Annotated in this window: 17 protein-coding genes; 11 read left to right on the forward strand and 6 right to left on the reverse strand. The window is 62.1% G+C overall.

Annotated elements, in window-relative coordinates; translation table 11 throughout:
• The first annotated feature begins 67 nt into the window (after positions 1 to 67).
• From spoT to wrbA, 4 genes are all read left to right on the forward strand, one after another.
• Positions 68 to 2,176 carry a bifunctional GTP diphosphokinase/guanosine-3',5'-bis pyrophosphate 3'-pyrophosphohydrolase gene (gene spoT, locus AR306_RS08405; RefSeq protein WP_101497127.1) on the forward strand — a complete coding sequence of 703 codons (2,109 nt, stop codon included), beginning with the start codon at positions 68 to 70 and terminating at the stop codon, positions 2,174 to 2,176.
• A 146-nt stretch (positions 2,177 to 2,322) separates the two neighbouring features.
• Positions 2,323 to 2,712, forward strand: a complete 390-nt coding sequence (locus AR306_RS08410; protein ID WP_101497128.1) for a RidA family protein — start codon at positions 2,323 to 2,325, stop codon at positions 2,710 to 2,712.
• A 298-nt stretch (positions 2,713 to 3,010) separates the two neighbouring features.
• Entirely contained in the window at positions 3,011 to 4,015 is a 1,005-nt protein-coding gene (locus AR306_RS08415) for a glutathione S-transferase family protein (RefSeq protein WP_101497129.1), read from the forward strand.
• A gap of 80 nt (positions 4,016 to 4,095) precedes the next feature.
• Positions 4,096 to 4,689, forward strand: coding sequence for an NAD(P)H:quinone oxidoreductase type IV (gene wrbA / locus AR306_RS08420; protein ID WP_101497130.1), 594 nt, complete (start codon positions 4,096 to 4,098; stop codon positions 4,687 to 4,689).
• Positions 4,690 to 4,847: 158 nt separating this feature from the next.
• Here wrbA and AR306_RS08425 read toward each other — a convergent pair whose 3' ends face one another.
• Entirely contained in the window at positions 4,848 to 5,687 is an 840-nt protein-coding gene (locus tag AR306_RS08425) for an NAD-dependent epimerase/dehydratase family protein (RefSeq protein ID WP_101497131.1), read from the reverse strand.
• 86 nt (positions 5,688 to 5,773) lie between these two features.
• On the opposite strand from AR306_RS08425, the gene AR306_RS08430 reads away from it, so the two are divergent.
• The 7 genes from AR306_RS08430 to AR306_RS08460 all read left to right on the forward strand — a co-directional run bounded on the left by AR306_RS08430 (position 5,774) and on the right by AR306_RS08460 (position 13,579).
• Positions 5,774 to 6,694 carry a hydrogen peroxide-inducible genes activator gene (locus AR306_RS08430; protein ID WP_101497132.1) on the forward strand — a complete coding sequence of 307 codons (921 nt, stop codon included), beginning with the start codon at positions 5,774 to 5,776 and terminating at the stop codon, positions 6,692 to 6,694.
• Between the two features lie 6 nt (positions 6,695 to 6,700).
• Positions 6,701 to 8,776 carry an ATP-dependent DNA helicase RecG gene (gene recG / locus AR306_RS08435; protein ID WP_101497133.1) on the forward strand — a complete coding sequence of 692 codons (2,076 nt, stop codon included), beginning with the start codon at positions 6,701 to 6,703 and terminating at the stop codon, positions 8,774 to 8,776.
• Positions 8,777 to 8,871: 95 nt separating this feature from the next.
• Positions 8,872 to 9,762 carry an HDOD domain-containing protein gene (locus AR306_RS08440; RefSeq protein WP_101497134.1) on the forward strand — a complete coding sequence of 297 codons (891 nt, stop codon included), beginning with the start codon at positions 8,872 to 8,874 and terminating at the stop codon, positions 9,760 to 9,762.
• A 13-nt stretch (positions 9,763 to 9,775) separates the two neighbouring features.
• Complete coding sequence (locus AR306_RS08445) at positions 9,776 to 10,141, forward strand: NADH:ubiquinone oxidoreductase (protein ID WP_240622522.1); 366 nt, start codon at positions 9,776 to 9,778, stop codon at positions 10,139 to 10,141.
• A 116-nt stretch (positions 10,142 to 10,257) separates the two neighbouring features.
• Entirely contained in the window at positions 10,258 to 10,887 is a 630-nt protein-coding gene (locus AR306_RS08450; RefSeq protein ID WP_101497135.1) for a thiol:disulfide interchange protein DsbA/DsbL, read from the forward strand.
• A 110-nt stretch (positions 10,888 to 10,997) separates the two neighbouring features.
• Positions 10,998 to 11,846, forward strand: a complete 849-nt coding sequence (locus tag AR306_RS08455) for an endonuclease/exonuclease/phosphatase family protein (protein ID WP_407071200.1) — start codon at positions 10,998 to 11,000, stop codon at positions 11,844 to 11,846.
• 2 nt (positions 11,847 to 11,848) lie between these two features.
• Positions 11,849 to 13,579 carry a GGDEF domain-containing protein gene (locus AR306_RS08460; RefSeq protein ID WP_101497137.1) on the forward strand — a complete coding sequence of 577 codons (1,731 nt, stop codon included), beginning with the start codon at positions 11,849 to 11,851 and terminating at the stop codon, positions 13,577 to 13,579.
• On the opposite strand, the gene AR306_RS08465 is transcribed toward AR306_RS08460, so the two are convergent.
• The 5 genes from AR306_RS08465 to AR306_RS08485 all read right to left on the reverse strand — a co-directional run bounded on the left by AR306_RS08465 (position 13,515) and on the right by AR306_RS08485 (position 24,506).
• Positions 13,515 to 14,012 carry a chemotaxis protein CheW gene (locus AR306_RS08465; protein WP_240622523.1) on the reverse strand — a complete coding sequence of 166 codons (498 nt, stop codon included), beginning with the start codon at positions 14,010 to 14,012 and terminating at the stop codon, positions 13,515 to 13,517. The two genes, AR306_RS08460 and AR306_RS08465, sit on opposite strands and share 65 nt — an antisense overlap.
• Positions 14,013 to 14,041: 29 nt before the next feature.
• Positions 14,042 to 14,989: a chemotaxis protein CheB gene (locus AR306_RS08470; protein WP_101497138.1), complete on the reverse strand. Its 948-nt coding sequence runs from the start codon at positions 14,987 to 14,989 to the stop codon at positions 14,042 to 14,044.
• Positions 14,989 to 21,534, reverse strand: coding sequence for a hybrid sensor histidine kinase/response regulator (locus tag AR306_RS08475; protein WP_101497139.1), 6,546 nt, complete (start codon positions 21,532 to 21,534; stop codon positions 14,989 to 14,991). Before AR306_RS08475 ends, AR306_RS08470 begins: the two co-directional genes overlap by 1 nt.
• An 8-nt stretch (positions 21,535 to 21,542) precedes the next feature.
• The gene (locus AR306_RS08480; protein WP_166627845.1) at positions 21,543 to 22,400 is read right to left on the reverse strand and encodes a CheR family methyltransferase; all 858 of its coding nucleotides are present in this window, start codon (positions 22,398 to 22,400) and stop codon (positions 21,543 to 21,545) included.
• Between the two features lie 66 nt (positions 22,401 to 22,466).
• Positions 22,467 to 24,506 (reverse strand): methyl-accepting chemotaxis protein, encoded by a 2,040-nt coding sequence (locus tag AR306_RS08485; protein ID WP_101497140.1) that lies wholly within the window; start codon positions 24,504 to 24,506, stop codon positions 22,467 to 22,469.
• Between the last annotated feature and the right edge of the window lie 30 nt (positions 24,507 to 24,536).

The following is a 24,536-nucleotide window of genomic DNA, read 5'->3' on the forward strand; positions in this document are numbered from 1 at the left end:
CTGCGCCACCATCCGCTGCACCGCAACAGCCTGAAGCATCCGCCGCCCGAACCTGAAGGAGATCCGCATGCCTGCCGTTGAACGCCTTGCCGGACAGCTGGGAGACTACCTTGGTCCGGATCAGGTCAACCTGGTCCGGCGGGCCTACTATTACGCCGAGCAGGCCCATGACGGCCAGCTGCGCAGCAGTGGTGACCACTACATCACCCACCCGCTGGCGGTGGCCACCATCCTGGCGGAAATGCACATGGACCATCAAAGCCTGATGGCCGCCATGCTGCACGACGTGATCGAGGATACCGGCATTCCCAAGGAGGCGCTGGTCGCCCAGTTTGGCGAAAGCGTGGCGGAAATGGTGGACGGCGTGAGCAAGCTCACGCAGATGAAATTCGGCACCAAGGCCGAAGCCCAGGCGGAAAACTTCCAGAAAATGGCCATGGCCATGGCCCGCGACATCCGCGTGATTCTGGTCAAGCTGGCTGACCGCCTGCACAACATGCGCACCCTTGGCGCGCTGAATGCGGAAAAACGCCGTCGCATCGCCAAGGAAACCCTGGAAATCTATGCCCCGATCGCCAAGCGGCTGGGCATCCACAGCATGTATGCGGAGTTCGAGGATCTGGGCTTCCGTGCCATGCACCCGATGCGCGCCGAGCGTATCCAGACGGCCGTGCGCCAGGCCCGTGGCAACCGCAAGGAAATCGTCACCAAAATCGAAGAGTCAATCATTCACTGCCTGGAGCGTGAAGGGCTGCCCGGCGAGGTCAGCGGCCGCCAGAAACACCTGTACAGCATCTACCGCAAGATGAAATCCAAGCGCAAGTCGTTCAATGAAATCATGGACGTCTATGCCTTCCGCATCGTGGTCGACAAGGTCGATACCTGCTACCGCGTGCTGGGCGCAGTACACAGCCTGTACAAACCGATTCCGGGCCGTTTCAAGGATTACATCGCGATTCCCAAGGCCAATGGTTACCAGTCGCTGCACACCACCTTGTTCGGCATGCACGGGGTACCGATCGAGATCCAGATCCGTACCCGCGACATGGAAGAGCTGGCCAACAACGGCATCGCTGCCCACTGGTTGTACAAGAGCGACAGCCAGGACAAGGGCACCAGCCACGCCCGCGCCCGGCGCTGGGTCAAGGGCCTGCTGGAGTTGCAGCAAAGTGCCGGCAGCTCACTGGAGTTCATCGAGAACGTCAAGATCGACCTGTTCCCCGACGAGGTCTACGTCTTCACGCCCAACGGCCGGATCATGGAAATGCCCAAGGGGGCAACTGCGGTCGATTTCGCCTATGCCGTGCACACCGACATTGGCAACGCCTGCATTGCCTGCCGCGTCAACCGCCGCCTGGCACCGCTGTCACAGCCGCTGGCCAGTGGTGCCACGGTGGAAATCATTACCGGCCCCAGCAGCCGCCCCAATCCGGCCTGGCTCAACTTTGTTGTCACTGGCAAGGCCCGCACCCATATCCGCCATGCCCTGAAACTGCAACAGCATGACGAGTCGGTCGAACTGGGCCGCCGCCTGCTGGACAAGGCACTGGATATTCATGCCGCAAAACTGGACGACATTGCTCCGGCCCGCATTGACGCACTGCTGGACGAATACCAGCAGGACAGCCTGGATGCCGTACTGGAAAGCATCGGGCTGGGTACCCGCACCGCGCAGGTCGTGGCCCGTCGCCTGCTGGCCGACAGCAACAGCGAGCAGCACCCGGTAGTGGACGAACCACTGGTCATTCATGGCACCGAAGGCATGGTGCTGAATTACGCACGCTGTTGCGGCCCGATTCCCGGTGATCCGATTGTCGGTCACCTGTCGGCCGGCAAGGGCATGGTGGTGCATCGTGAGTCCTGCCGCAACCTGGCCGACATCCGCAACCAGCCGGAAAAATATATCCCCCTGAGTTGGGCCAGGGACATCAGCGGCGAATTCAACGTCGACCTGCGCATCGAACTGACCCACCAGCGCGGCCTGATCGCCCTGCTGGCCGGAACTGTCAGCGAAGCGGACGGCAACATCGAGAAAATCAGCGTGGACGAAAAAGACGGCCGTCTCAGCGTGGTCCAGCTGGTCATCAGTGTACGTGACCGGATTCACCTCGCCCGTGTCATCCGCCGGTTGCGCACCCTGAGCGGAGTCACCCGCATTGCCCGTGCCCGCGCCTGATACCTGACCTGCGGTCCCGTCCGGGACTACAGGCCCGACCGGAGCAGACGCACCCATGTTGCCGTCACCCTTACCGCAGCATGGTCAGGTCCGCTGCATACAACCCCGCCCATATCATTTTTCACGCCAACACCACCGGAGACTCCATGAACAAGACCGTCATCAACACCGCACTGGCTCCCGCCGCCATTGGCACCTACTCCCAGGCCGTCAAGGTCGGCCCCACCGTCTACCTGTCCGGTCAAATCCCCCTGAACCCGCAAACCATGGAAATGGCCGAAGGCTTCGAGGCGCAAACCATCCAGGTATTCGAAAACCTCAAGGCGGTGGCCGAAGCCGCTGGCGGCAGCCTGGCCGATGTGGTCAAGCTGAACATCTTCCTGACCGACCTCAAGCACTTCGGTACCGTCAACGAGCTGATGGCACGCTACTTCCAGCCGCCCTATCCGGCCCGTGCAGCCATTGGCGTGGCAGCCCTGCCACGCGACTCTGCTGTGGAAATGGATGCCATCCTGCACATCGCCGACGGCCAGTAACTGCCTGCCGCGACGCCATTGTCAGGTGTCGCGGCCTGCCGGGCTTCCGGCACCCCTCAGCTCCTTCCCATGCTTTCCCGCCTGTGCAACAGTCTGTTGTACTTCTCCCCTTTATCCATCACCGCCCTTGCCCGTAACATGGACCCATGCACGCCGTGCAACCAGCGCATGGTGGGTGCCTGGTGCTTTGCCGACCACTTCGATCCCCGCTCCGTACAGCAAGGCTGTCTAACAAATTGCAGCGGAACCGTTGCCAGAAGCGCCGGACAACCCGCCAAACCTTTTTCAGGAGTATCAGATGGGACTTTTAATCGACGGCCAGTGGCACGACCACTGGTATGACACCGAAAGCACCGGCGGCCGCTTCGAGCGCAAGGAAAGCCAGTACCGCAACTGGATCACGGCCGATGGCAGCGCCGGCCCCAGTGGTGAAGGCGGCTTTGCCGCCGAGAGCGGACGCTATCACCTCTATGTTTCCTATGCCTGTCCCTGGGCCCACCGCACCCTGATCATGCGTGCCTGGAAGGGTCTTGAGCAGCACATCAGCGTTTCCAGCGTGCACCCGCTGATGCTGGAAAACGGCTGGGAGCTGCGTACCGATTTCAACGCCGCCGATGGCGACCCACTGTACGGCCTGTCAATGCTGTATCAGCTGTACCAGAAGGCCGACCCCGCGTTTACCGGCCGCGTCACCGTACCCGTGCTCTGGGACAAGCAGCGCCAGACCATCGTCAGCAACGAGTCATCGGAAATCATCCGCATGCTCAACAGCGCCTTTGACGGCATCGGTGCCCGGGCTGGAGATTATTACCCCGAAGCCTTGCGCGAGGAAATCGACAGGCTCAACGACATGATCTATCCGAGCCTCAACAACGGCGTTTACCGTGCCGGTTTTGCCACCAGCCAGCATGCCTATGACGAGGCCGTGCACGAGGTGTTCGACATGCTGGAGCAGCTCGAAGAGCGTCTGGCCGGCCACAGGTTCCTCACCGGCAATACCCTGACCGAAGCCGACCTGCGCCTGTGGACCACATTGCTACGCTTCGATGCCGTATACGTGACCCACTTCAAGTGCGACCGCAAGCGCATCGCCGATTACCCCAACCTGAGCGGCCTGCTGCGTGACATCTACCAGCTGCCCGGCGTAGCAAGCACGGTGTACATGGATCACATCCGTCACCATTATTTCCGCAGCCACCCGACCATCAACCCCTACGGCATCATTTCCATTGGCCCGGAACAGGACTTCAGTGCGCCACACGGACGTGAGCAGCTCGGGCCGGTAGTCATCACCGGAGCCTGAACAGCAAGCGGTATCCGGGGCTGCCAGCAGGCCGCAAAGCTGGCCACTGCAGCCATCACCCAAGCAACAGGAGTCATGTCATGAACAACGTCAAACTGACCATCGTTTACTACAGCACCTACGGCACCAACTATGCCATGGCACAGACCGCCGCCGATGAGGCAACCGCCGCCGGTGCCGAGGTCCGTCTGCGCAAGGCACGGGAAACCGTGCCGGCCGAAATCGTCAACTCGGTCGAGGCCTGGCGCAAGCACACCGAAGCCACAGCCCACATCCCCGAAGCCACTGCGGATGACCTGGAATGGGCCAACGCCTTCCTGTTCAGCGCACCGACCCGCTTCGGCACCGTTGCCAGCCAGATGCGTGCCTTCATCGATACCCTGGGCGGTATCTGGCAAAAAGGCGGCCTGACCAACAAGGCGGTAAGCGCCATGACCAGCGCCCAGAATATCCATGGTGGCCAGGAATCCACCCTGGTCGGCTTCTACACCACCTTCATGCACTGGGGCTCGATCATTGTTACCCCCGGCTACGCCGACCCGGTGATCTTCGCCTCCGGCGGTAACCCCTATGGCGCCAGCATCACCATGGGTGGCCCCACTGAAGAAGAACTGGCCTCGGTCCGTTTCCAGGCCCGCCGCCTGGTCGAGTTTGCCGCCAAACTGGCCAGCTGATTGCACTGAGCTCATGGCATCAGTGGTGTGCAGGTGGAGCAGGGCTTTGTCGCCATGGATGGCGACAGGGAGCTTACATGGACGTACTTGCAGCGACCCTGCGGAACCTGTACACCGCTGATGCAAACACAAGCCCTGCGTACAAACTCATCTCACCCTTAAATCATCCCTGAATAACCATCCCTGTACCCCGCATAACGTGGTGCCCAGCCAGTGCTGCGCGCCAGCCGGTTGCTGCAGCGCTTGCTGCTGCCGGCCGGATTGAGCAGCAACTGCGGATCACCGGACACATCCATCTGCTGCTGTAGCCAGCGCACCACTTCATCCTGCTCCACCGGCTCGTCATCCACCCCGACATACACCGGTGCCAGCGGCGTGCCGGCAGCATCCAGCTGCAGCAGATGCGCCAGCAGTCCGGCAGCATCCGCCTCGTGAATGCGGTTGGTAAAACGATTCAGATTACCGCCAGCGTGATAGCCCTGTCGCACCCGCTCCAGAAAGCCGCGCCTTGCTCCGCCATAGATGCCGGCCAGCCGCACCAGGGTTACCGGCACACCGGAATCGACCAGCAACTGCTCGGCCTCCAGCATCACCTGCCCGGACCAGCGCTCAGGCTCGGTAACAGACTGTTCATCTACCCACTGGCCATCCGACTGCCCGTACACCCCGACACTGGAGGCAAACAGGATGCGCTTTGGCCGCTGCCCGTGCTGCTGCAGCCAGGCCAGTACATTGCGTACCCCCTCCACATAGGCCTGTCGATAGGCCTCGACCGTGCGCGCAGCCGGCACCAGCGTGATCAGCACATAGTCCGGACATGCCTGTGGCCAGTCTCCCGGGCAGACCGGGCTGGTGACGTCCGCCAGCACCTGCTGCAAGCCTTGCGGCAGGCTGCCTGCAGTGCGGCGCAGCGCCCAACCGTGCCACTGTGGCAACAATGCGGCCACCTGATGTGCCAGCGAGCCGGCACCCACATACAAAATACTGTTTCCGGCCATTGGGCCCCCTGTTGTTCCGCTGTTGATTTCAGGTATGCTTCGTTCAAAGAAAACTATACCTTATGCTTTTTCCATGGAATTCTACTATGACTCTCACCGAGCTGCGCTACATTGTGACCCTGGCCCAGGAGCAGCACTTCGGCCGCGCCGCCGAGCGTTGCCATGTGAGCCAGCCCACCCTGTCAGTCGGTGTTAAAAAACTGGAAGAAGAGCTCGGCGTGCTGATCTTCGAGCGCAGCAAGGGTGCCGTGCGTGTCACCCCGGTGGGTGAAGGCATCGTCGCCCAGGCCAGGCGGGTGCTGGAGCAGACCCAGACCATCCGCGAGCTGGCCCAGGCCGGCAAGAACCAGCTGACCGCACCGCTGCGTGTTGGCGCCATCTATACCGTCGGCCCCTATCTGTTCCCGCAACTGATCCCGCTGTTGCACCAGAGTGCACCGGAAATGCCGCTCTACATCGAGGAAAACTTCACCCACGTGCTGCGTGACAAGCTACGTAACGGCGAGCTGGACGTAATCATCATCGCCCTGCCGTTCGAGGAAGTGGATATCCTGACCAAACCGATGTATGACGAGCCCTTCTGCGTGCTGCTGCCGGCCCAGCACCACTGGACCGGCCAACAGTTCATCGACAGTACCATGCTCAATGACAAGAGTTTGCTGTTGCTGGGCGAAGGCCATTGCTTCCGTGACCAGGTACTGGAAGCCTGCCCTGCCAGCGGCGGCATCCAGGAAAGCCAGAACCGCTACACCACGGTCGAGGCCAGCTCGCTGGAAACCATCCGTCACATGGTCGCCTCCGGGCTGGGTGTCTCGGTCCTGCCCCAGTCCGCAGTCGACAGCCATCAATATACAGCGGGGGTCATTGAGGTACGTCCCTTTGCCAACCCCGCCCCCAGCCGCACGGTCGCCATCGCCTGGCGTGCGAGCTTCCCCCGCCCCAAGGCCATCGACGCCCTGGTCGAGGCCATTCGCCAGTGCCCGCTGGCACACGACAGCCTGGTGTAAAGCGGCATGGAACTGCTGGTCGACACACCCGTCACCTGCCTGAAGGGAGTTGGCGAGGCCATGGCGGAAAAGCTCGCCAGGGTGGGGCTGGAAAACCTGCAGGACGTGCTCTTTCACCTGCCCACGCGCTACCAGGATCGCACCCGGGTCACGCCGATCGGGGCCCTGCGTCCGGGACAGGATGCCGTGGTGGTGGGCACCGTTGCCGCAGCGGATGTGGTCATGGGGCGTCGCCGCAGCCTGCTGGTACGCTTGCAGGATGGCACCGGCGCCCTCAGCCTGCGTTTCTATCATTTCAGCATGGCGCAAAAAACCGCACTGGCCCGTGGCACCCTGGTGCGCTGTTATGGCGAAGTGCGCCCCGGCGCCAGCGGCCTGGAAATTTACCATCCCGAGTACCGCGCCCAGAATGCCGACGAGCCGGTCGCTGTGGAAGAACGGCTGACTGCCATCTATCCCGCCACCGAAGGCCTGACCCAGCAGCGCCTGCGCAGCCTGGTGCAGCAGGCGCTGGCTTACCTGTCACCGGCCAGCCTGCCCGAATGGCTACCGGAAAACCTGCGCCGGCACTACCGGCTGGGCCCGCTGGCCGACGCCGTGCGCTATCTGCACCAGCCACCGCCGGATGCCGACACCCTGCAGCTGCAGGAAGGTGAGCACTGGACCCAGCAACGACTGGCATTCGAAGAACTGCTGGCCCACCAGCTGTCCATGCAGCGCATGCGCGAACAGATGCAGGCACAAAAAGCTCCGCCACTGCCCGCCCCCCGCCACCTGCCCGGCAAGCTGCTGGCCGGACTCGGCTTTCAGCCTACCGGAGCACAGCGCCGGGTCGGCGCAGAGATCAGCTACGACCTGCAGCAAAGCCTGCCCATGCTACGGCTGGTACAGGGTGATGTCGGTGCCGGCAAGACATTGGTCGCCGCCATCGCCGCGTTGCAGGCGATCGAGGCCGGCTACCAGGTGGCATTGATGGCACCGACCGAAATCCTCGCCGAGCAGCATTTTCTCAACTTCAGCAAATGGTTTGCGCCACTGGGCATTGAAGTGGCCTGGCTGGCCGGCAAGCTCAAGGGCAAGGCCCGCACGGCCGCACTGGAGCAGATCGCCGGCGGCACACCGATGGTGGTTGGCACCCACGCGCTGTTTCAGGCCGAAGTGCAATTTCACAACCTGGCACTGGCCATCATCGACGAGCAGCACCGCTTCGGCGTGCAGCAGCGGCTGGCCCTGCGCGAAAAGGGCATCAATGGCCAGCTCAGTCCGCACCAGCTGATCATGACCGCCACCCCCATTCCGCGCACGCTGGCAATGAGCGCCTATGCCGACCTCGACACCTCCATCATCGACGAGCTGCCGCCGGGTCGTACTCCGGTGAATACCGTGGTCCTGCCCGACAGCCGCCGTGCCGACGTGGTGGAGCGGGTGCGCGCTGCCTGCCTGGAAGGACGTCAGGCCTACTGGGTCTGCACCCTGATCGAAGAGTCCGAGGAGCTGACCTGCCAGGCCGCACAAACCACCTTCGAGGAACTGCAACTGGCACTGGGCGAGCTGCGTGTCGGCCTGGTGCACGGCCGCATGAAGCCGGCAGAAAAAGCCGCCATCATGCAGCAATTCAAGGATGCCGAGCTACAGCTGCTGGTAGCCACCACGGTGATCGAGGTCGGCGTGGATGTACCCAATGCCAGCCTGATGATCATCGAGAACCCCGAGCGTCTCGGGCTGGCCCAGCTGCACCAGCTGCGTGGCCGGGTCGGCCGCGGCAGTACCGCCAGCCATTGCGTGCTGCTGTATCACGCACCGCTGTCGCAGATCGGCCGCGAACGGCTGGCCATCATGCGTGACACCAGCGACGGCTTCATCATTGCGGAAAAAGACCTGGAGCTGCGTGGCCCCGGCGAAATGCTGGGCACCCGCCAGACCGGTCTGCTGCAGTTCAGGGTCGCCGACCTGATGCGCGACAACCACCTGTTACCGGCAGTACGCGACGCCGCCTTGCAATTGCTGCAGGAACACCCGCAACACGTCAGCCCCCTGCTCGACCGCTGGCTGCGCCATGGCCAGCAATATGCTCAGGTCTGAAAGCCGGCCGGCACCACCGCCCAGCACCCCGGTGCTTACAGCATCGCTGTTTTCGCGCTAAACTCGGGCCAGACAGCAGATCTTCAGGAGCATTCATGCCCAGCACCGCCAACATTGCCAGCCTCACCGTACGCCGCATCGAGCAGCGCCTGGGCAAAACCCTGGAAATCCCCCCCCTGTCATTGACCGCACAAAAAATACTGCAGCTGCGAACCTGCCCGGATGTCCATGTCGATCAACTGACGGCGATTGTCGAATCCGACCCGGCACTGGCTGCACAGGTCATGAGCTGGGCAGCGTCCCCCCTGTATTCCGCCCCATACAAGATATGCTCCATCGAAGATGCAATTGTCCGCGCCCTGGGTTTTGAGCTGGTGATGAACCTGTCACTGGGCCTTGCCCTGGGGAAAAAATTCTCCCTGCCGCGTCACCTGCAGCAGGACAACATCAGCCACTGGAAACATGCCCTGTACACTGCCGCCCTGATCGAAGGACTGACCCGCCAGATGCCCCGTGACACCCGCCCCGAGCCGGGCCTGGCATATCTGGCCGGGCTGTTGCACAACTTCGGCTACCTGTTGCTGGCTTACCTGTTTCCGCCCCATTTCGCCCTGATCCAGCAGCACCTGCAGGCCAGCCCCGGCTGCAAGCCACAGGACATCGACCAAAGCATGCTCGGCATGACCCGCGATGACATCTGCGTCACCCTGTTGCACCTGTGGAACATGCCTGAAGAGCTCACCACCGCCATTGCCAGACAGCACCATCCGGACTACACCGGCCCGCATGCAACCTATGCCCTGCTGCTCCAGCTGGCCAACCTGTTACTGACCGCTCCGGACCGTGCTGCCGTGGATGAAAAACAGCTGGATCAGCTGTGCCGCCAGCTGCAACTGCAGCCGGCAGACAGCTGGCAGGCACTGGACAGGGTGATCGCGGCAGAGCAGGCCCTGCGCGCCCTGTCGGAACAAATGGGCCACGCCTAGGAAAACCCGCACCATGTACCGCAAACTCCCCCTTCTCGCCTGCCTGACCAGCCTGTTATGGCCGTCACTGGTACTGGCCGAGGCCTGTATTATCCAGGCGCAATCCGAACGCATGGAAATCCGCCTCTGCCAGCAGAACCGCAGCATCCCGCCCAACCTGTTCCGGACAGGCTTCTGCAAGCCGCAACTGGCGGGCCAGAAGACCAGCGTCTCCTTCGTTGAACAGTGCCCGGCCGGTGCCTTTGGTGTATGCCGCAATGCGCAGGCCGGCGGCATGCCCTATCAACAGGACATCCACTACTATGGCGTCGCCTCGGATGCACGCTATCTCAAGCCGGCGTGCGAACAACAGAGCAAGGGCGTCTGGATGAACCTGTGAGCCGTGCCGGTTCATGACGGCACGCCACAGATACCCTATAATGCCGGCCAACGAACATTCTGCCATCATCGCGGTCTATCACCGCATACTTACTGCCTTCCGCTTTTGGAGAAATCATGCGCAAACTGCTTCTTACCGCCCTGCTCAGCCTCGGAGGCCTGGCCCTCAACACCGCCATGGCCAACAACCTGGTTGCCGGCCAGCACTATGCCGTACTGGCCAATCCGGTCACCACTTCACAGGCCGACAAGATCGAAGTGGTCGAGCTGTTCTGGTATGGCTGCCCGCACTGTTACCAGCTGGAGCCGACCATCAGCAGCTGGAAAAAAGAGCTGCCGGAAGACGTCAATTTCGTAAAGATTCCCGCCATGTTTGGCGGCATCTGGAACCTGCATGGCCAGCTGTACTACAGCTTGCAGGCGCTCAAGGTGGACGACTCCGTACATGATGCCGTCTTTGAAGCCCTGCACGAGCGCAACCGCCGCCTGGCCTCGCTGCCGGAAATCACCGCATTTGTCGGCGGGCTGGGCATCGACAAGGATGCCTTTGAAAAAGCCTGGAACTCCTTTGGTGTGAAAAGCCAGCTGGAAAAAGCCAAGAAGCTGGCCATTGCCTATCAGGTCAGCGGCGTGCCCGCCCTGGTGGTCAACGGCAAATACCGCTTTGACATCGGCATGGCCGGCGGCCTACGGGAGACCGCCCAGGTAGCCGACCTGCTGATTGAAAAGGAACGCGGCGCACGCTAAGCCCGGCGTGCGAAAGATGCCTGCTCCTGTTGCAGCCCGTACAAATTCTGGCTGCAGCAGGCATCAATACCGGTTCTTTCACGCCTGCGGGCGGGAGCTCATCCGTAATGCTGATATCCCCCAGATCTGCAACCCGGCCGGTTCTTGAATGCAGTGCGCAACAGACCGCCCTGCCGGACGCATTGCGCCCGGCACAACCAGTGCAGCGCTTGCGCCTGCTCAGTTTCAATATCCAGGTCGGCATCAGTACCAGTGCCTACCACCATTACCTGACCCGCTGCTGGAAGCATCTGTTGCCGCACCGCGAACGCCAGGCCAACTTGCAGAAAGTGGGCCACATGCTGGACAGCTTTGACCTGGTCGCCCTGCAGGAAGTCGATGGCGGCAGCCTACGCACCGGCCACGTCAACCAGGTCGAGCAGCTGGCCAGAATGTCCGGCTTTCCCTTCTGGTACCAGCAGCTCAACCGCAATCTGGCACCCTTTGCCCAGCACAGCAACGGTTTGCTCAGCCGCATCCCGCTGGGGCTGATCGAAGATCATCCGTTACCCGGACCCGCCGGTCGCGGCGCGATCCTGCTGCGCATCGGTGCAGGCCGTGATGCAGTCGCCATCGTCATGATGCACCTAGCGCTCGGTACCCGGGTACGCAACCTGCAACTGGCCTATGTTCGCGAACTGCTGCAGGACTACCGCCACTACGTCCTGATGGGCGATCTCAACACCCACGTCGACGAGTTGCTGTACCGTTCTCCGCTACGCACACTCGGCCTGCAGGCAACCCAGATGGGTGCAACCTTTCCCAGCTGGAACCCCCAGCGCTGCCTCGACCACATCCTGCTCAGCGAAGGGCTGCGGGCGGAACGTTCCATGGTGGTGGATCAGCCCATCTCCGATCATCTGCCGGTTGCCACCGAGCTGATTCTGCCATCCACCTTTTACCCCCGGCAGGTGCACTAAGCATGTCGAATACCGATTCGCGCTGGAAAGAGAAATACAGCCGCTTGCTGGACGATTACGAACGCCTGGAACAAAACACCCGGGAACGTACCGGCCTGCTCGAGCGCGGACTGGTACGCAGCAGTCTGGCAGCCGAAGGCCAGGACCCGAAACTGGACAGGCAACTGCAGGCGCTGCGTGACAGCGTGCGTGCCAGCAACAGCACACAACTGCAGCAGGTGGTCCACGATATCGAACACCACCTGCTGGCCACCGAAAACCAGCGCCAGGAACGCCAGCATACCCTGCTCAGTGCCCTGGACCAGCTTTGCAGCCAGCTGCTGGCCAACAACAAGGAACGTGGCACACGTCAAGCGCTGAAGAAACTGCAGGGTGCGCTGAAAGACCGTCAGCAGGTCAACCATACCCTGCATGACTGGCTGCACGAGCTGAGCCGGCTGCAGGCCACAGTGCTGCAACATCCGGAGGATTCCGGCAACAGCGGCATGCTGGACCGGCTGTTTGGACGCCATGCCAAAACGGCAGATACAACTCCGCCCGAGACGGCGACAGCCAACACGCCCGTACCAATGCCTGTCGACGCAACCCCGGCAGCCATCACTGATGCAGGCGCAACGGCACCCTCCATGGCTGCCGCCGCCATGCCGGACATGGGTGTCCTGTACCAGGCCCTGATCCGGCTGCTCGACGAACTGCCCCTGCCAGATGAGGACAAAGAAGCCGCCAGCGCGCTGCGTGCCCGGCTGGTGGCCAGCACCGGCTGGAACAGCCTGGAAAGTACGCTGGAGCAACTGACAGAGCTGGTCATCCGCGCCAGCAGCAAGCGCCAGCAGGAATTCAGCCACTACCTGCAGCAGCTGAACAGCAAGCTCAACCTGATCACCAGCAGCGTCAGCCAGACCCGTGACAGCTATCAAAGCAGCGTTGACTCGGCCGCCAGTCTGGACCAGCACCTGCACAGCCAGGTCAATGAGTTGCATCAGGATGTGCAGCAGATCACCGATCTTGAGCAGCTGAAACAGCGGGTCGACCAGCGTCTCAACCTGTTCATGGAAACCCTGGCCCAGCATCAGCAGCAGCGCAAGGAATCGGAGCAAAAGCTGCTGCAACGCCTGCAGGATCTTGGTGAACGGGTCCACCTGGTCGAAAACGAGGCATCCCAGCTCACCAGCCAGCTGGTCGAACAACACGAGAAGGCACGACGGGACGCCCTGACCGGCCTGCCCAATCGCACCGCCTGGGACGAGCGCCTGCAAATCGAACACCTGCGCCTGCAGCGCCAGACAAGCCCTCTTCTTCTGGCCGTGATCGATGTTGACCACTTCAAGCGAATCAACGACACCTACGGTCACCTGGCCGGCGACAAGGTCCTGAAAATACTCGCCACCCGCCTGCAGCAAGGCATCCGGAAAACCGACTTCATGGCGCGCTACGGCGGCGAGGAGTTTGTCATTCTGCTGCCCGACACACCGCTGGACAATGGCGCCGAACTGCTCAACAAGCTGCGTCAGCACATTGCCGACTGCCCGTTCCATTTCAAGGGCGAGCCGGTGCAGATCACCTTCTCTGCCGGCATTACCCGGCTACAGGCAGACGAGGATCCGGCCAGCGCCTTTGCCCGCGCAGACCAGGCGTTGTATGCGGCCAAGCAGGGTGGCCGCAACCAGGTCAGAAGCGCTGCTGCAGACGGGCCATGCGCAGCCCCTGCTCCAGTCCTTCCAGATCAGGAATGAACATGCTCTGGCCGCCCAGCTGTACGGCGGCCAGCTCGCCATTGCGCAAGGCTGCCTGATTGTCAGGCTGTAGCCGGTTATCCACCTGTATCGAACGCGGAATGCCCTGCAACAGGACCGCGTAGAAGCCTGCTCCGGCCGAAGCTTCCAGACTGTTGAAAATGGCTATGCGGGTACTCTCGGTCACGTCCGGCTCGGTGCCGCCGGCCAACACCTCGAATGACAACAGCGGCAACTGCAGTCCGCGCCAGCCGATACGCCCGACCAGGCCGTCCCTTTGCACACCGCCGGGCAGATCGTCAGCCGGCTGCCAGGCAACCAGCTCGGCCACTGCGGTATTGGGTACCAGCAGGGTACGGTCGCTCAGCGCCAGCATCAGCCCTGTCATTTGCTGCTGCTCTGCCTGATACTCCAGGCTCGCCTGTTCTGGCATGGGATTCTCCTTCACGTTAAAGATATGCTTCAAGATGCCCGGCCGACATGTTGCAGGAGGGCCTGCGCCAGCTCGCGCGGCGAACCGCTGCAGGTGCTGTAGCCGGTCTCGCGCACACTGTCCGGCATGCTCGGACAGGCACTGCTGCCGGCATCCTGCGTCCAGATCTGCATGCCCAGCCCGGCTGCATCCATGCAGGCTCCGCTGCCGTCCCCGCCCATTCCGCTAAAGACGATGACACCGCTGCGCCGGCCGAAGCCAGTGGCCAGGTTGAGCATCATCTGCCCGATGGACGGCGCATAGCTGCCTGTCCAGGGGCGCTCCAGGCACTGCATGCGGCCACTGGCGGTAAACGACAGTTCGTGGCCCACCGGAACCACCACGACCTCTCCGCTGCGGACAAAGTCATTGTGACGTGCCAGCCGAACCTGCCACTGGCTGTGGCGGCCAACCGCACGGGGCAGTGATTTCTCGAAGCCCGGGTCAATATGCTGGGCATACAGAAAGCCGATTGGCAGCCCGGCCGGCAAACAGTCGAGGAATTCCTTGACCGCAGCCGGCCCGCCAAGAGATGCGGCGAGCAGCCACAGCTGTGCGGCCGGTTCACCGTCCGGTGTCCCCGGCAGCCCGGGCTGCACCGGCAAGACACCGGCCGGCCGGGGCGGGCATAACGCGTCCAGCTTGTTTTCCAGGCTGCGCTGCCAGCGCGGGTAGTCTTCAGAGCTGGCAGGCGGGGCCTCGCCCTCGTCAACCAGCACCGGAATATCCTGGTCATACAGCTGCTCCAGCAATTTCTGCTGATGCCTGTCCACATGCAGCAGGCATACCAGCCAGGCATCGGCGGCATACTGCCCCAGCGCCCCGGCCTCCAGCAGCCCCGGGGCAGCATTGAATACCACCTCATGGCCCAGGCGCCCCAGCAACTCGCGCAGTATGCCCCGCTGCAGGTGACTGTCAGCCAGGATGGCGATGCGCATCAGCCGCTTTCCTGGCCCGTCAGCTGCCGGATCCTGTCCAGTAGCCAGGCTTCCTGGTAGGGTTTTCCCGCGTACTCGTTGACGCCGATCTCCAGCGCCCGCTCACGGTGCTTGTCACCGGTACGCGAGGTGATCATGATGATCGGCAAGTCCCGCAGCTGCTCGTCATGGCGCACCAGAGTGGCCACTTCGAAACCATCCATGCGTGGCATTTCAATATCCAGCAGCATGATGTCCGGGCGGTGCTCCTGCAACTGGTTGATGGCATCAACACCGTCCTTGGCGGTCGTCACGTGCATGCCATAGCGCTCAAGCAGGCGCGAGGTTACCTTGCGCACGGTCACCGAGTCGTCCACCACCATGACATGCAGAGCGCGCCGGTTACCTGATGCAAGTGCGCGCGGCTGGCGTGACTGGGTACTGCCGGGCAGGCCGGCCAGGGCATAGCGGCTGCGGATCGCAGCCAGCAAGTCAAGAATCACCACCACCCGGCCATCACCCAGAATGGTCGCACCGGACAGGCTCGGCACTCCGGCAAACTGCGGACCCAGGCTCTTTACCACGATTTCCCTGGAGCCGGCCAGGCTGTCCACCTGTATTGCCATCGCATGTTCCGATGAGCGCACCAGCAATACCGGCAGCGGCAGGTTCTGTCCAACCAGCTTGGGCTGCTGGCCGTTGACCAGCAGATCGCCCAGGTATTTCAAGTCATAGCTCTGTCCGGCATAGTCATAGCGTGCCGGTTCACCCTGCTGTGCCTGGCCATACAGGGCCTCCAGTTCATACGGCGACACACGCACGATGCCTTCAATGGTGTTGAGCGGAATGGCATACAGGTCCTCTCCGGTCATTACCATCAGCGCGCGGTTGACCGAAACGGTAAACGGCAGCCGGATCACGAAACGCGTACCCTGGCCCGGCCTGGATTCAATACCGATGGCACCACCCAGCTGTTTGATCTCCGAGCTGACCACATCCATGCCAACACCACGACCGGAAACCTGGGTCACTTCGCTTGCCGTGGAGAAGCCGGCATGCAGGATGAACTGCATGATTTCCTGGTCACTTAGCTCGCTACCCTCGACCATCAAGCCACGCTCGATCGCCTTGTCGCGCACGGCCGCGACATTGATGCCGGCTCCGTCATCGCTCAGCGTCAACAGAATATCGGCCCCTTCACGACCCAGCTCCAGCTGGATACGCCCGGTTGCCGGCTTGCCGGCATGCTGACGCACTTCAGGCAGCTCAAGACCGTGGGCGATGGCGTTACGCAGCATGTGCTCCAGCGGAGCCATCATGCGCTCCATCACGCTGCGGTCCATTTCACCTTCGGCATTGGTCACTTGCAGCTCGGCCGCCTTGCCCAGCTCGGCGGATACCTGGCGCACAATGCGGCGCAAACGCGGCACCAGCCGCTCGAAGGGCACCATGCGGGTGCGCATCAGGCCTTCCTGCAGTTCGGTATTGACCCGGGACTGTTGCAGCAACAGGGTTTCCGCGTCACGGCTCTTCGCCGACAGGGTTTCCTTCAGGTCAAGCAGGTCGGATGCGGACTCGAACAGTGAGCGTGACAGTTGCTGCAGCTGGGAGTGACGGTCCATCTCCAGCGGGTCAAACTCGGCATAATCGGCACCCTCGCCCTCGGTCTGCAGGCGGCTCAGGATCTGGGCCTGAGTCTCGGTATCCAGGCGCCGCAGCTGATCCCGGATCCGGTCCAGCGTGGTTTCCATTTCATTCAGGGTGAAGCCGAAGTCGCTGACCTGTTGTTCGATCCGGCCACGGAAAATCGAGGTTTCACCGGCCAGGTTGACCAGCCCCTCCAGCAGCTCGGCAGGAATCCGCACCTGTTCCTGCGGCCCCTGTTGCTGGCTACGTGCCGAACGCTCCACACTCCGCATGAAAGGCAAGGCCTGGCGCACCAGCCCGGACGGGGCCCCGGCTGCGGCTACCTGCTTCACCACCAGGTCCGTTGGTCCGGACTGGTCCGCCTCCGGCTGTGCATCTGCTTCGCTCTCGCCTGCCGGCACCTCTGCCGGCTCCCGGGGCGGCAGCGGCATGTTTGCCTCTTGCTCCAGCTCCGCTATCGGCAATGCGGCCTGTTCGCCCCGGCGCCAGCCACGGGCCTGCTGCACCATCGGCCCGGCGGCAATCAGCGGCTGGCCATCACGCACCGCTTCGAGCATGTCATTCAACTGGTCATGGGCCTGGTACAGGAAAGCGTCCAGCCCCGCCGCAGTTTGCATGCGCCCGCTGGTCAGGTCCTCATAGAGAAATTCCAGTTCGTGCGCCAGATCGGCAACTGCACTGATTTCAGCCATGCGGGCACCACCCTTGAGGGTATGCAGGTCACGCTGCATGGCTTCCACGTGCATGAAGTTGTCTTGCTCGGCCAGCCATGCCTGCAGGCAACCGGCCGCATGCTCCAGCACCTCGAAAGCCTCCTCAAGAAAGATCTCGACCAGCTCGCTGTCCTGCTCCGTGACGGCGGTACTGTCCGAGGGCTCCGGCGCAGTCTGCGGCCTGATTGCATGCTCTGCCGGAGCGGCACTGTCACTGGCGGTCCGGTCAATTTCCGCATCCTGTGGCATGACCATGTCCAGCACCCTGTCATCGGCAACCGGACGGGACAGCGACACGGCATCCGCGGTGCGAAATGCCTGCAAGCCTTCGATATCGGCCAGCGGCACGCGCAGCTCCTGACCGCCCTGCAACTGCTCAAGCAGGACCGACAGCCGGTCATGGGCGGCATGCAGAACCGGGGCCAGCCCGGAGTTGCCGGTATAGCGACCATCCAGCAAGCCCTCGTAAACCGACTCCAGTTCGTGGGCCAGATCACCTACCGGTACGATCCCGGCCATGCGGGCGCCACCCTTGAGGGTGTGCAGGTCACGCATCAGGGCGGTCAGGCAGGTGGTGTTGTCCGGTGCGGCCAGCCACTGTTCGAGGTTCTCGCCGGCACTGTCCATCAGGTCCAGCGCTTCATCGAGGAAGATCTCCACCATGTCCGGATCGAAAACGGCATATACCCTGCCCGCCTCCGGAGCTGTTGCGGCCGGCAGTTCCGCAGGCAACACAACCGGGGCAAGCTCATCAGCAACGGGCACAGCTGCGTCCGTGCCCGTCTGCGCCAACAGCTGGCGCAGACTGTCTACCAGCTCTGGCTGCGGCGTCACATCAAGCCCCGCCGCGACCTCGTCCATCATGTTGATCAGCGCATCATGACCGCTGGCTACCTGCGCGAACTGCTGGTCTCCCAGTTGCTGCCGGCCAGCATGCACATGCTGATAGAACTCCGACAGTGCGCCTGCCAGGGCTTCTATCGGCTCCAGCTCGGCCATGTGCGCACCACTTTGCAGCGCCGACAACTCGTCGATCAGTTCAAGCAGCTGGTCATGTTCGGCCGGATGCGTGCGCCAGCGCTGCAAATGCTCGTCCATATCCAGCAGCAGGTTCATGCCTTCCGCCAGGAAGCGCGAGATCAACAACGGGTCCGGAGCACTGGCCGGCTGACGCTGCTCGCAGGCCAGGCGCTGCTCCAGCAGTTCATTCAGTTCCTGCGCCAGCTCGCTGCCGCCAGGCAATGTCTGCAGCGGTGTGCTGGTCAGCTGTTCCAGTCCCTGCCCCAACAACTGCGCACTGCGTGACAACAGTGCCGCTTCCGCAGTATCAATACTGAACAGGTGGGCACGATATTCCTTGACCAGACGCTCGCTGGCCGTGGCCAGCTCCGCCACCGGAGTGATGCCGGCCATGTGGGCACTGCCCTTGAGGGTGTGCATGGCACGCTGCAGATCCTCGCTGACCGAACGCGGCAGGAACTGCTCACAACCGGCCACGAAGTCCTGCAGTATCTGCAAGTGCCCGACTGCCTCGCTGTGGAAAATATCAACCAGAACCGGATCAAGCGGCTCTTCGGGCTCTACAATGTCATCCCCTTCTGCCGTGACTTCAACAACCGCCAACGGCTGCTGTCCGGTTACCGTGAAAACCGGCACCGGCTCTTTTCTGGCCAGCGCATGGGCAATCGCTGCCAGGCGATCAACATCATCGCGCTGACGCTGGCTACGGCCGGCATATTCCTCAATCAGCGCCGGCAGCAGGGCGATGACATCGGCAATCACTTGCAGCAGCTCGGCTGACGGCTCGACACTGCCTTCAATCACCCGGTTGAGCATGTTCTCGATCGACCAGGCCAGCTCGCCGGCTACCAGCGCCCGTACCATGCGACCGCTACCCTTGAGGGTATGGAAAGCCCGGCGCACTTCAGTCAGCGCCTTGCTGTTATCCGGATCCTGTTGCCACAACGGGAAGAACTCGTTCAGGGTGTCCAGCACCTCGCCCGCTTCTTCGACAAAGACTTCCTGCAGTTCTTCGTCGACCGGCTCTTCATCAGCTGGCGGCGGCAGCAGGTGCTCCAGCATTTCGGTTGCCGGCGGATTGAGCTGGTTGATCGGCGTGGCAAGGATATCCTGCACCCCGGATGGTGCGTCTTCGTTGCCGGCCGGCATCACGCTTTGCTGTGGCAGCTCGACATCCGGCAACTCGAAACTGTCGAGCAGAACATGTTCGATTACCTCCTCATCAGCAGGTACGAACATGACCGTGGCTGCCCCGCCCCGGCTTTCCTCTTCCGCCTCAGGTTCCTGCCCTGTTTCAGGGCCGGTCAGGCTGTCAAACAGCAGCGGTGCAACCGCCGCATCCAGTGCATCCTGCAAGGATTCCTCGTCCTGGTCATCCCCTGTGGCGGCTTCCTGGCTGATGCCGGTGTCGTCGCCTTCATCTGCATCGATGGCAGCACTCTGGTCAATCACCCAGTCCAGCCCGGATGTCTGCTCGACGGTTTTTTCCTGCAGGGCCGGCTCGGGCAACGGATAACCCAGCGCTGCCATGCTCAGAGCGGCAGTATCCAGTACCAGCTCATTGTCACCGGTCTGGTCCTCGTGCAGGCGCTCAAGATAATAATCGACGCTGGTGATGGCATCGGCCAGCGTATCCAGCTCCTGCCAGCCGGGCACCGCCTGCGGGGCCAGGAGTTTTTCGTCAATATAGCGTCTGGCGCTGTCCACCAGCCCGGATGCGCGCGACAACGAAATCATTGCCAGCCCGCCACGCACCTGGTTGAGCAGGGTTGACACCGGCTCCAGATGCTGGTGCTGCCACTGGGAAGCAATGAACTCGATGATGCCGTCTTTTGCCTCTTCCAGGCCGGTCCGTGCCTCGCGAATGACCAGCCGCTGCACCTGGGCCATATCGGTCGCTGCCGTCAGTCCGGGCGGTACGTCACCAGCCTGGCCAGCACTGCCCACCATCCCGATCAGGGTCGCCTCCAGATACAGCAGGGCACCCGCCACATCCATCAGGCTGGCATCGCTGACCGGCGTGTTGCTGGCGGCAATCGCCCGCAGGGTGTCGGCCTGTTCCAGCACCACCTTGCGCTGCTGGGAAAAGCCCAGAACGGCCAGGGTATCGGCAATCTGCTTGAGCGGTTGCTGCAGGTTATCCAGTTCGGACAGGGCAGAGCGATCGCTGCGCACAAACAGGTCAAGGCTGTCCTTGATCCGCACCAGCTCCTCACACAGGGCTGAAACCACCGAGCGTATTGCGTCGCGGTCTGCCGTGGTATCTTCCAGTGCATCCACCGGCAAGGCTTCGGCCAGGCCGTATGTCTGGTGCAACTGCTGCAGGCGCGCCGAGTTCGGCTGGGCCTTGGCCACATAGAACAGAATGTTCTTCAGCAGCTCTTCCGGTACCGGCTGATTCAGGCCCGGCGCACCCAGCCTGACCAGCTCACGCAACTGCCCGTCAAGCTGGCGCAACAAAGAGCGTACCGACGTGCTGAGCTCAAGACTGCGGTTGGCAAGCCCGTCGATCAGGCCCGAGGCCACCTGCCACAAGGGCAGCAGCGGAGCACCCTGACACAGTTTTTCCAGGCCGGCGAACACCCGCGCCAGCTGGGTCAGGCCCTGAGCCGACTGCTGGTCGCGCAGCAGGCCGATCATGGCCATTTGCATGGCCTGGCGCATCTTGCGCAACAAGCCGTCCAGTTGCGGACCTGCCAGTCGTTGCAGGCGGGCGGGCTGAAGTGCCGGCAAGGCTTCCGGCAGGTGCGGGTTGAACAGGCTGGACTGCGACAGGAATTTCTCTCCGCGGGCCGCACGCAAGTCATTCAGCAGGGGCAGTACGGCCATCGGCAGGTCGCGGCGCGCACTCTGGATGCGCTCCAGATAGCGTGGCAGTTGCAGAATGGACTGCATCAGCACTTCCAGCGCCTCGTTGACATTGGTGACCTGTTCATCCAGCAGGGCCTGAGCCAGCAGCTCCATTTCCTCGGAAAGCAGGGCAGCACCGAAAAACTCCACCATTTGCAAAATGCTGTGCACCTGATGGATATAGGTCAGACAGAAGCCCAGCCCGGCATTGTCCCGTGGCTGCTCGACATAGTCTTCCAGGGCCTGTCGCGCCTGTTTCAGGGTTTCGGCAATCTCGCCCTTGACCCATTCCAGCGCCACATAGTCGTGACGGTCACCCATGTCTAATCCACTCATAACGCTCACTATCCTTTTCGGACAAAAGCCAAAATCTTGTCATTGTCGACCGCCACCAGCTGTGGGTGTGTCCAGCCGGTAATCTCGCCGACGCCCAGTATCAGCATGCCGCCCGGCAGCAAGCGTGCAGCCAGCTGGTTCAATATGCTGCGCCGCTGCCAGCGGCGAAAATAAATCAGTACGTTCTGGCAGAAGATCACATCCATGCCAATCACCGGCGTCTGTGCCAGCTCCAGGATATTGATCCGCGAGAAGCATGCTCGCCTGGCAAGCGCTTCGCAGACCCGGACCCCGCCATTGCCATCTGCCAGCAGGTAATGTTCACGCAGTGCCCCGCACACTCCGGCAACCGACCGTGCCGAGTAACAGCCATCCCGTGCGGTGGCCAGCGCGGTACGACTGATATCGGTTGCCAGCACGGAAAACCCTGCAGTACCGCCACAGGTGCCCACCACCTCCGCCGCCGTCATTGCCAGCGACCAGGCTTCCTCTCCGGTTGCACAGCCGACACTCCACAGGGACAGGTTTTCCTGCCCGGCAGCCAGCCGCTGCTGCAAGTATTCAGCAACATGATCAAAGGAAGGCTGATGTCGAAAAAAACGGGTTTCCTGGACGGTCAGACGATCCAGCAGGCATGACCATTCGAGCGCACCGCGCGCGCCCTGCAGGACCTGGCGGTAGTAGCCGTCATAATTGCTGATGCCCAGTTCACGCATGCGCGCGGTCAGGCGGACCTCAAGGTATGCCTTGCGGTCATGCCGCCAGACAATACCCGAACGCTCCTCCAGCAACTGGCACCAGTTGTCGAACTCGGCGGTCGACATGTCGGCCAACGGTTGCAGTGCCCACCCCGAATCCGGATGCATATGTTGCTCTTCTTCTGCTTGCTGACTGTGTGGCGCAGCCTACAGCTGCCGCGCCAGCAACTGTGCCTAGTTCTGGTTCGGCAGGGTAAAGCCGGATACGGAATCACGCATCTCGTTCGCCAGCTTGGCCAGGTGTCCAATACTCTGGGCTGTTGCCAGGGTACCCGATGAGGTCTGTGAGGTAATTTCCTGAATCACGTTCATCGTGTTGGAGATGTGACCCGCAGATGACGCCTGCTGACGGGCCGCGTTGGAAATGTTCTGGATCAGGTTTGCCAGGCTTCTGGAAACGTTTTCAATTTCCTCCAGCGACACACCGGCATCCTGCGCCAGTGCGGCACCACGCACCACTTCCGTGGTGGTCTGTTCCATCGAGATCACCGCTTCGTTGGTGTCGGTCTGAATGGTTTTTACCAGGGCCTCAATCTGCTTGGTTGCGGCAGACGAACGTTCGGCCAGGCGCTGTACTTCGTCAGCAACCACCGCAAAGCCCCGGCCGGCATCACCGGCCATCGACGCCTGGATAGCGGCGTTAAGGGCAAGAATGTTGGTCTGGTCGGCAATGTCGTTGATCAGGCTGACGATGTCACCAATTTCCTGGGAAGACTCACCCAGACGCTTGATCCGTTTGGAGGTATCCTGGATCTGCTCGCGAATCCGGTCCATGCCGGCAATGGTGTTGTGCACCACCTCGCTGCCCTTGTTGGCGATGGCAACCGAACGCTCGGCTACCGCAGCCGACTCGGAGGCGTTGGCTGATACCTGGTCGATCGACACGGCCATCTGGTTGATCGCGGCAGAGGCACCGGCAATTTCCTGCGCCTGGTGTTCGGATGCTTCCGCCAGGTGGGTGGCGGTCGACTGGGTGTCCTGGGCGGCCGATGATACCTGGACCGCCGAGGTATTGATGGTACCCACCAGGTCACGCAGCTGGTCGATGGTGAAGTTGATGGAGTCGGCAATGGCGCCGGTGAAGTCTTCGGTAACCGTTGCCTCGGTAGTCAGGTCACCATCGGCAAGGTCGCCGATCTCGTCGAGAAGACGCAAGATGGCAGTCTGGTTACGCTCGTTTTTCTCGGCGGTTTCCTTCAACCGGCGGCGGGTTTCACGCATGTTGACCAGACCGATCAGGATGATGGTAGCCAAAATCATGGCACCCAGCAGGTAGCCGGCCAGCACGTTCAGCACGCGACTGTCAGCCCTTTCTTCAAAACGCTCGACCAGGTTTGAAGCGTTGGCCAGCAGGCTTTGTGAAACACTGAATGTACCGTCGGCGGCTTCACGCACACCAAACAGCTCGGGCGAGGTGTCCAGGATCTGGTCCACCGAGCGGGCAACCAGGGCAAACAGCTCGCTGATTTCCTCCAGTCGCTCCATGGCTTCGGCATCGGTAACCCGGGAGATCTGCATCGCCTGGTCGCCCTCGTGCATGCCCTTCAGGACCCGGCCAAACAGGCTGGCGTCACGGCTGAACATGTCGGCGGCCAGGACGGCGTTTTCATCACCGGCCAGTACCCGCGTCACCGAAGTGTTGATACGCTCGGCCAGCAGCGACTGGCGCTGGGCAATCGCCACCTGGTCTGCAGGCGCGCCAACGCGCAACAGAATATCGACAACCTCCTCATATTCGAGCTGCAGCTGCGGAATGGTATCGGCCAGAGTCGATGCCAGGCTGTGCAGCGCGCCAACCGTTTCCCGGCTATCGAGGATCACGCCGGCGTGGCGGCGCAGCTGCTGCCAGTCACGTGCCACGGCTTCGATTTCTGCTGACAGCTCTGCGGGAGCTGCCGGCAGGCCGGTCAGCGAATCGCCGTTCTGGATGAAGCCCCAGCGACGGTCAAAGTCGGTACGGGCCTCGCCCAGTTCACGGAAACCTTCAATACTGCCGGCGGCCGCCTCGGACACGTTCTTGGCAATCTGCTGCGAGAGGACCCGCAGCTCACCGGCATGGGCAAGGTATTCCTTGTCATGGGTGGCCTGCTTGCCCAGGTAGAAGAAGTTGGCAAACAGCAGTATTGCCGAAACAAGCAGTGCCACAAACAGCACCGTGGTCAGGGTCGCACTACGCGTACCTGCAAACAGGTTGTCGATCTTCAGTTTTTTCATTGATTGGCCCCCACCCGGACCTGTCCTTTA

The sequence above is a fragment of the Thiopseudomonas denitrificans genome (assembly GCF_002866065.1).
In the GTDB taxonomy this organism is placed as follows: Bacteria; Pseudomonadota; Gammaproteobacteria; order Pseudomonadales; family Pseudomonadaceae; genus Thiopseudomonas; species Thiopseudomonas denitrificans.

Bases quoted from the DNA above. Each gene is read 5' to 3' on its own strand.
- AR306_RS08415 (WP_101497129.1), top strand. From the start codon at position 3,011: ATGGGACTTTTAATCGACGGCCAGTGGCACGACCACTGGTATGACACC.
- AR306_RS08425 (WP_101497131.1), bottom strand. From the start codon at position 5,687: ATGGCCGGAAACAGTATTTTGTATGTGGGTGCCGGCTCGCTGGCACAT.
- AR306_RS08475 (WP_101497139.1), bottom strand. From the start codon at position 21,534: ATGAGTGGATTAGACATGGGTGACCGTCACGACTATGTGGCGCTGGAA.
- AR306_RS08470 (WP_101497138.1), bottom strand. From the start codon at position 14,989: ATGCGCATCGCCATCCTGGCTGACAGTCACCTGCAGCGGGGCATACTG.
- AR306_RS08480 (WP_166627845.1), bottom strand. From the start codon at position 22,400: ATGCATCCGGATTCGGGGTGGGCACTGCAACCGTTGGCCGACATGTCG.
- wrbA (WP_101497130.1), top strand. From the start codon at position 4,096: ATGAACAACGTCAAACTGACCATCGTTTACTACAGCACCTACGGCACC.
- spoT (WP_101497127.1), top strand. From the start codon at position 68: ATGCCTGCCGTTGAACGCCTTGCCGGACAGCTGGGAGACTACCTTGGT.
- AR306_RS08440 (WP_101497134.1), top strand. From the start codon at position 8,872: ATGCCCAGCACCGCCAACATTGCCAGCCTCACCGTACGCCGCATCGAG.
- AR306_RS08485 (WP_101497140.1), bottom strand. From the start codon at position 24,506: ATGAAAAAACTGAAGATCGACAACCTGTTTGCAGGTACGCGTAGTGCG.
- recG (WP_101497133.1), top strand. From the start codon at position 6,701: ATGGAACTGCTGGTCGACACACCCGTCACCTGCCTGAAGGGAGTTGGC.
- AR306_RS08430 (WP_101497132.1), top strand. From the start codon at position 5,774: ATGACTCTCACCGAGCTGCGCTACATTGTGACCCTGGCCCAGGAGCAG.
- AR306_RS08450 (WP_101497135.1), top strand. From the start codon at position 10,258: ATGCGCAAACTGCTTCTTACCGCCCTGCTCAGCCTCGGAGGCCTGGCC.
- AR306_RS08460 (WP_101497137.1), top strand. From the start codon at position 11,849: ATGTCGAATACCGATTCGCGCTGGAAAGAGAAATACAGCCGCTTGCTG.
- AR306_RS08410 (WP_101497128.1), top strand. From the start codon at position 2,323: ATGAACAAGACCGTCATCAACACCGCACTGGCTCCCGCCGCCATTGGC.
- AR306_RS08445 (WP_240622522.1), top strand. From the start codon at position 9,776: ATGTACCGCAAACTCCCCCTTCTCGCCTGCCTGACCAGCCTGTTATGG.
- AR306_RS08465 (WP_240622523.1), bottom strand. From the start codon at position 14,012: ATGCCAGAACAGGCGAGCCTGGAGTATCAGGCAGAGCAGCAGCAAATG.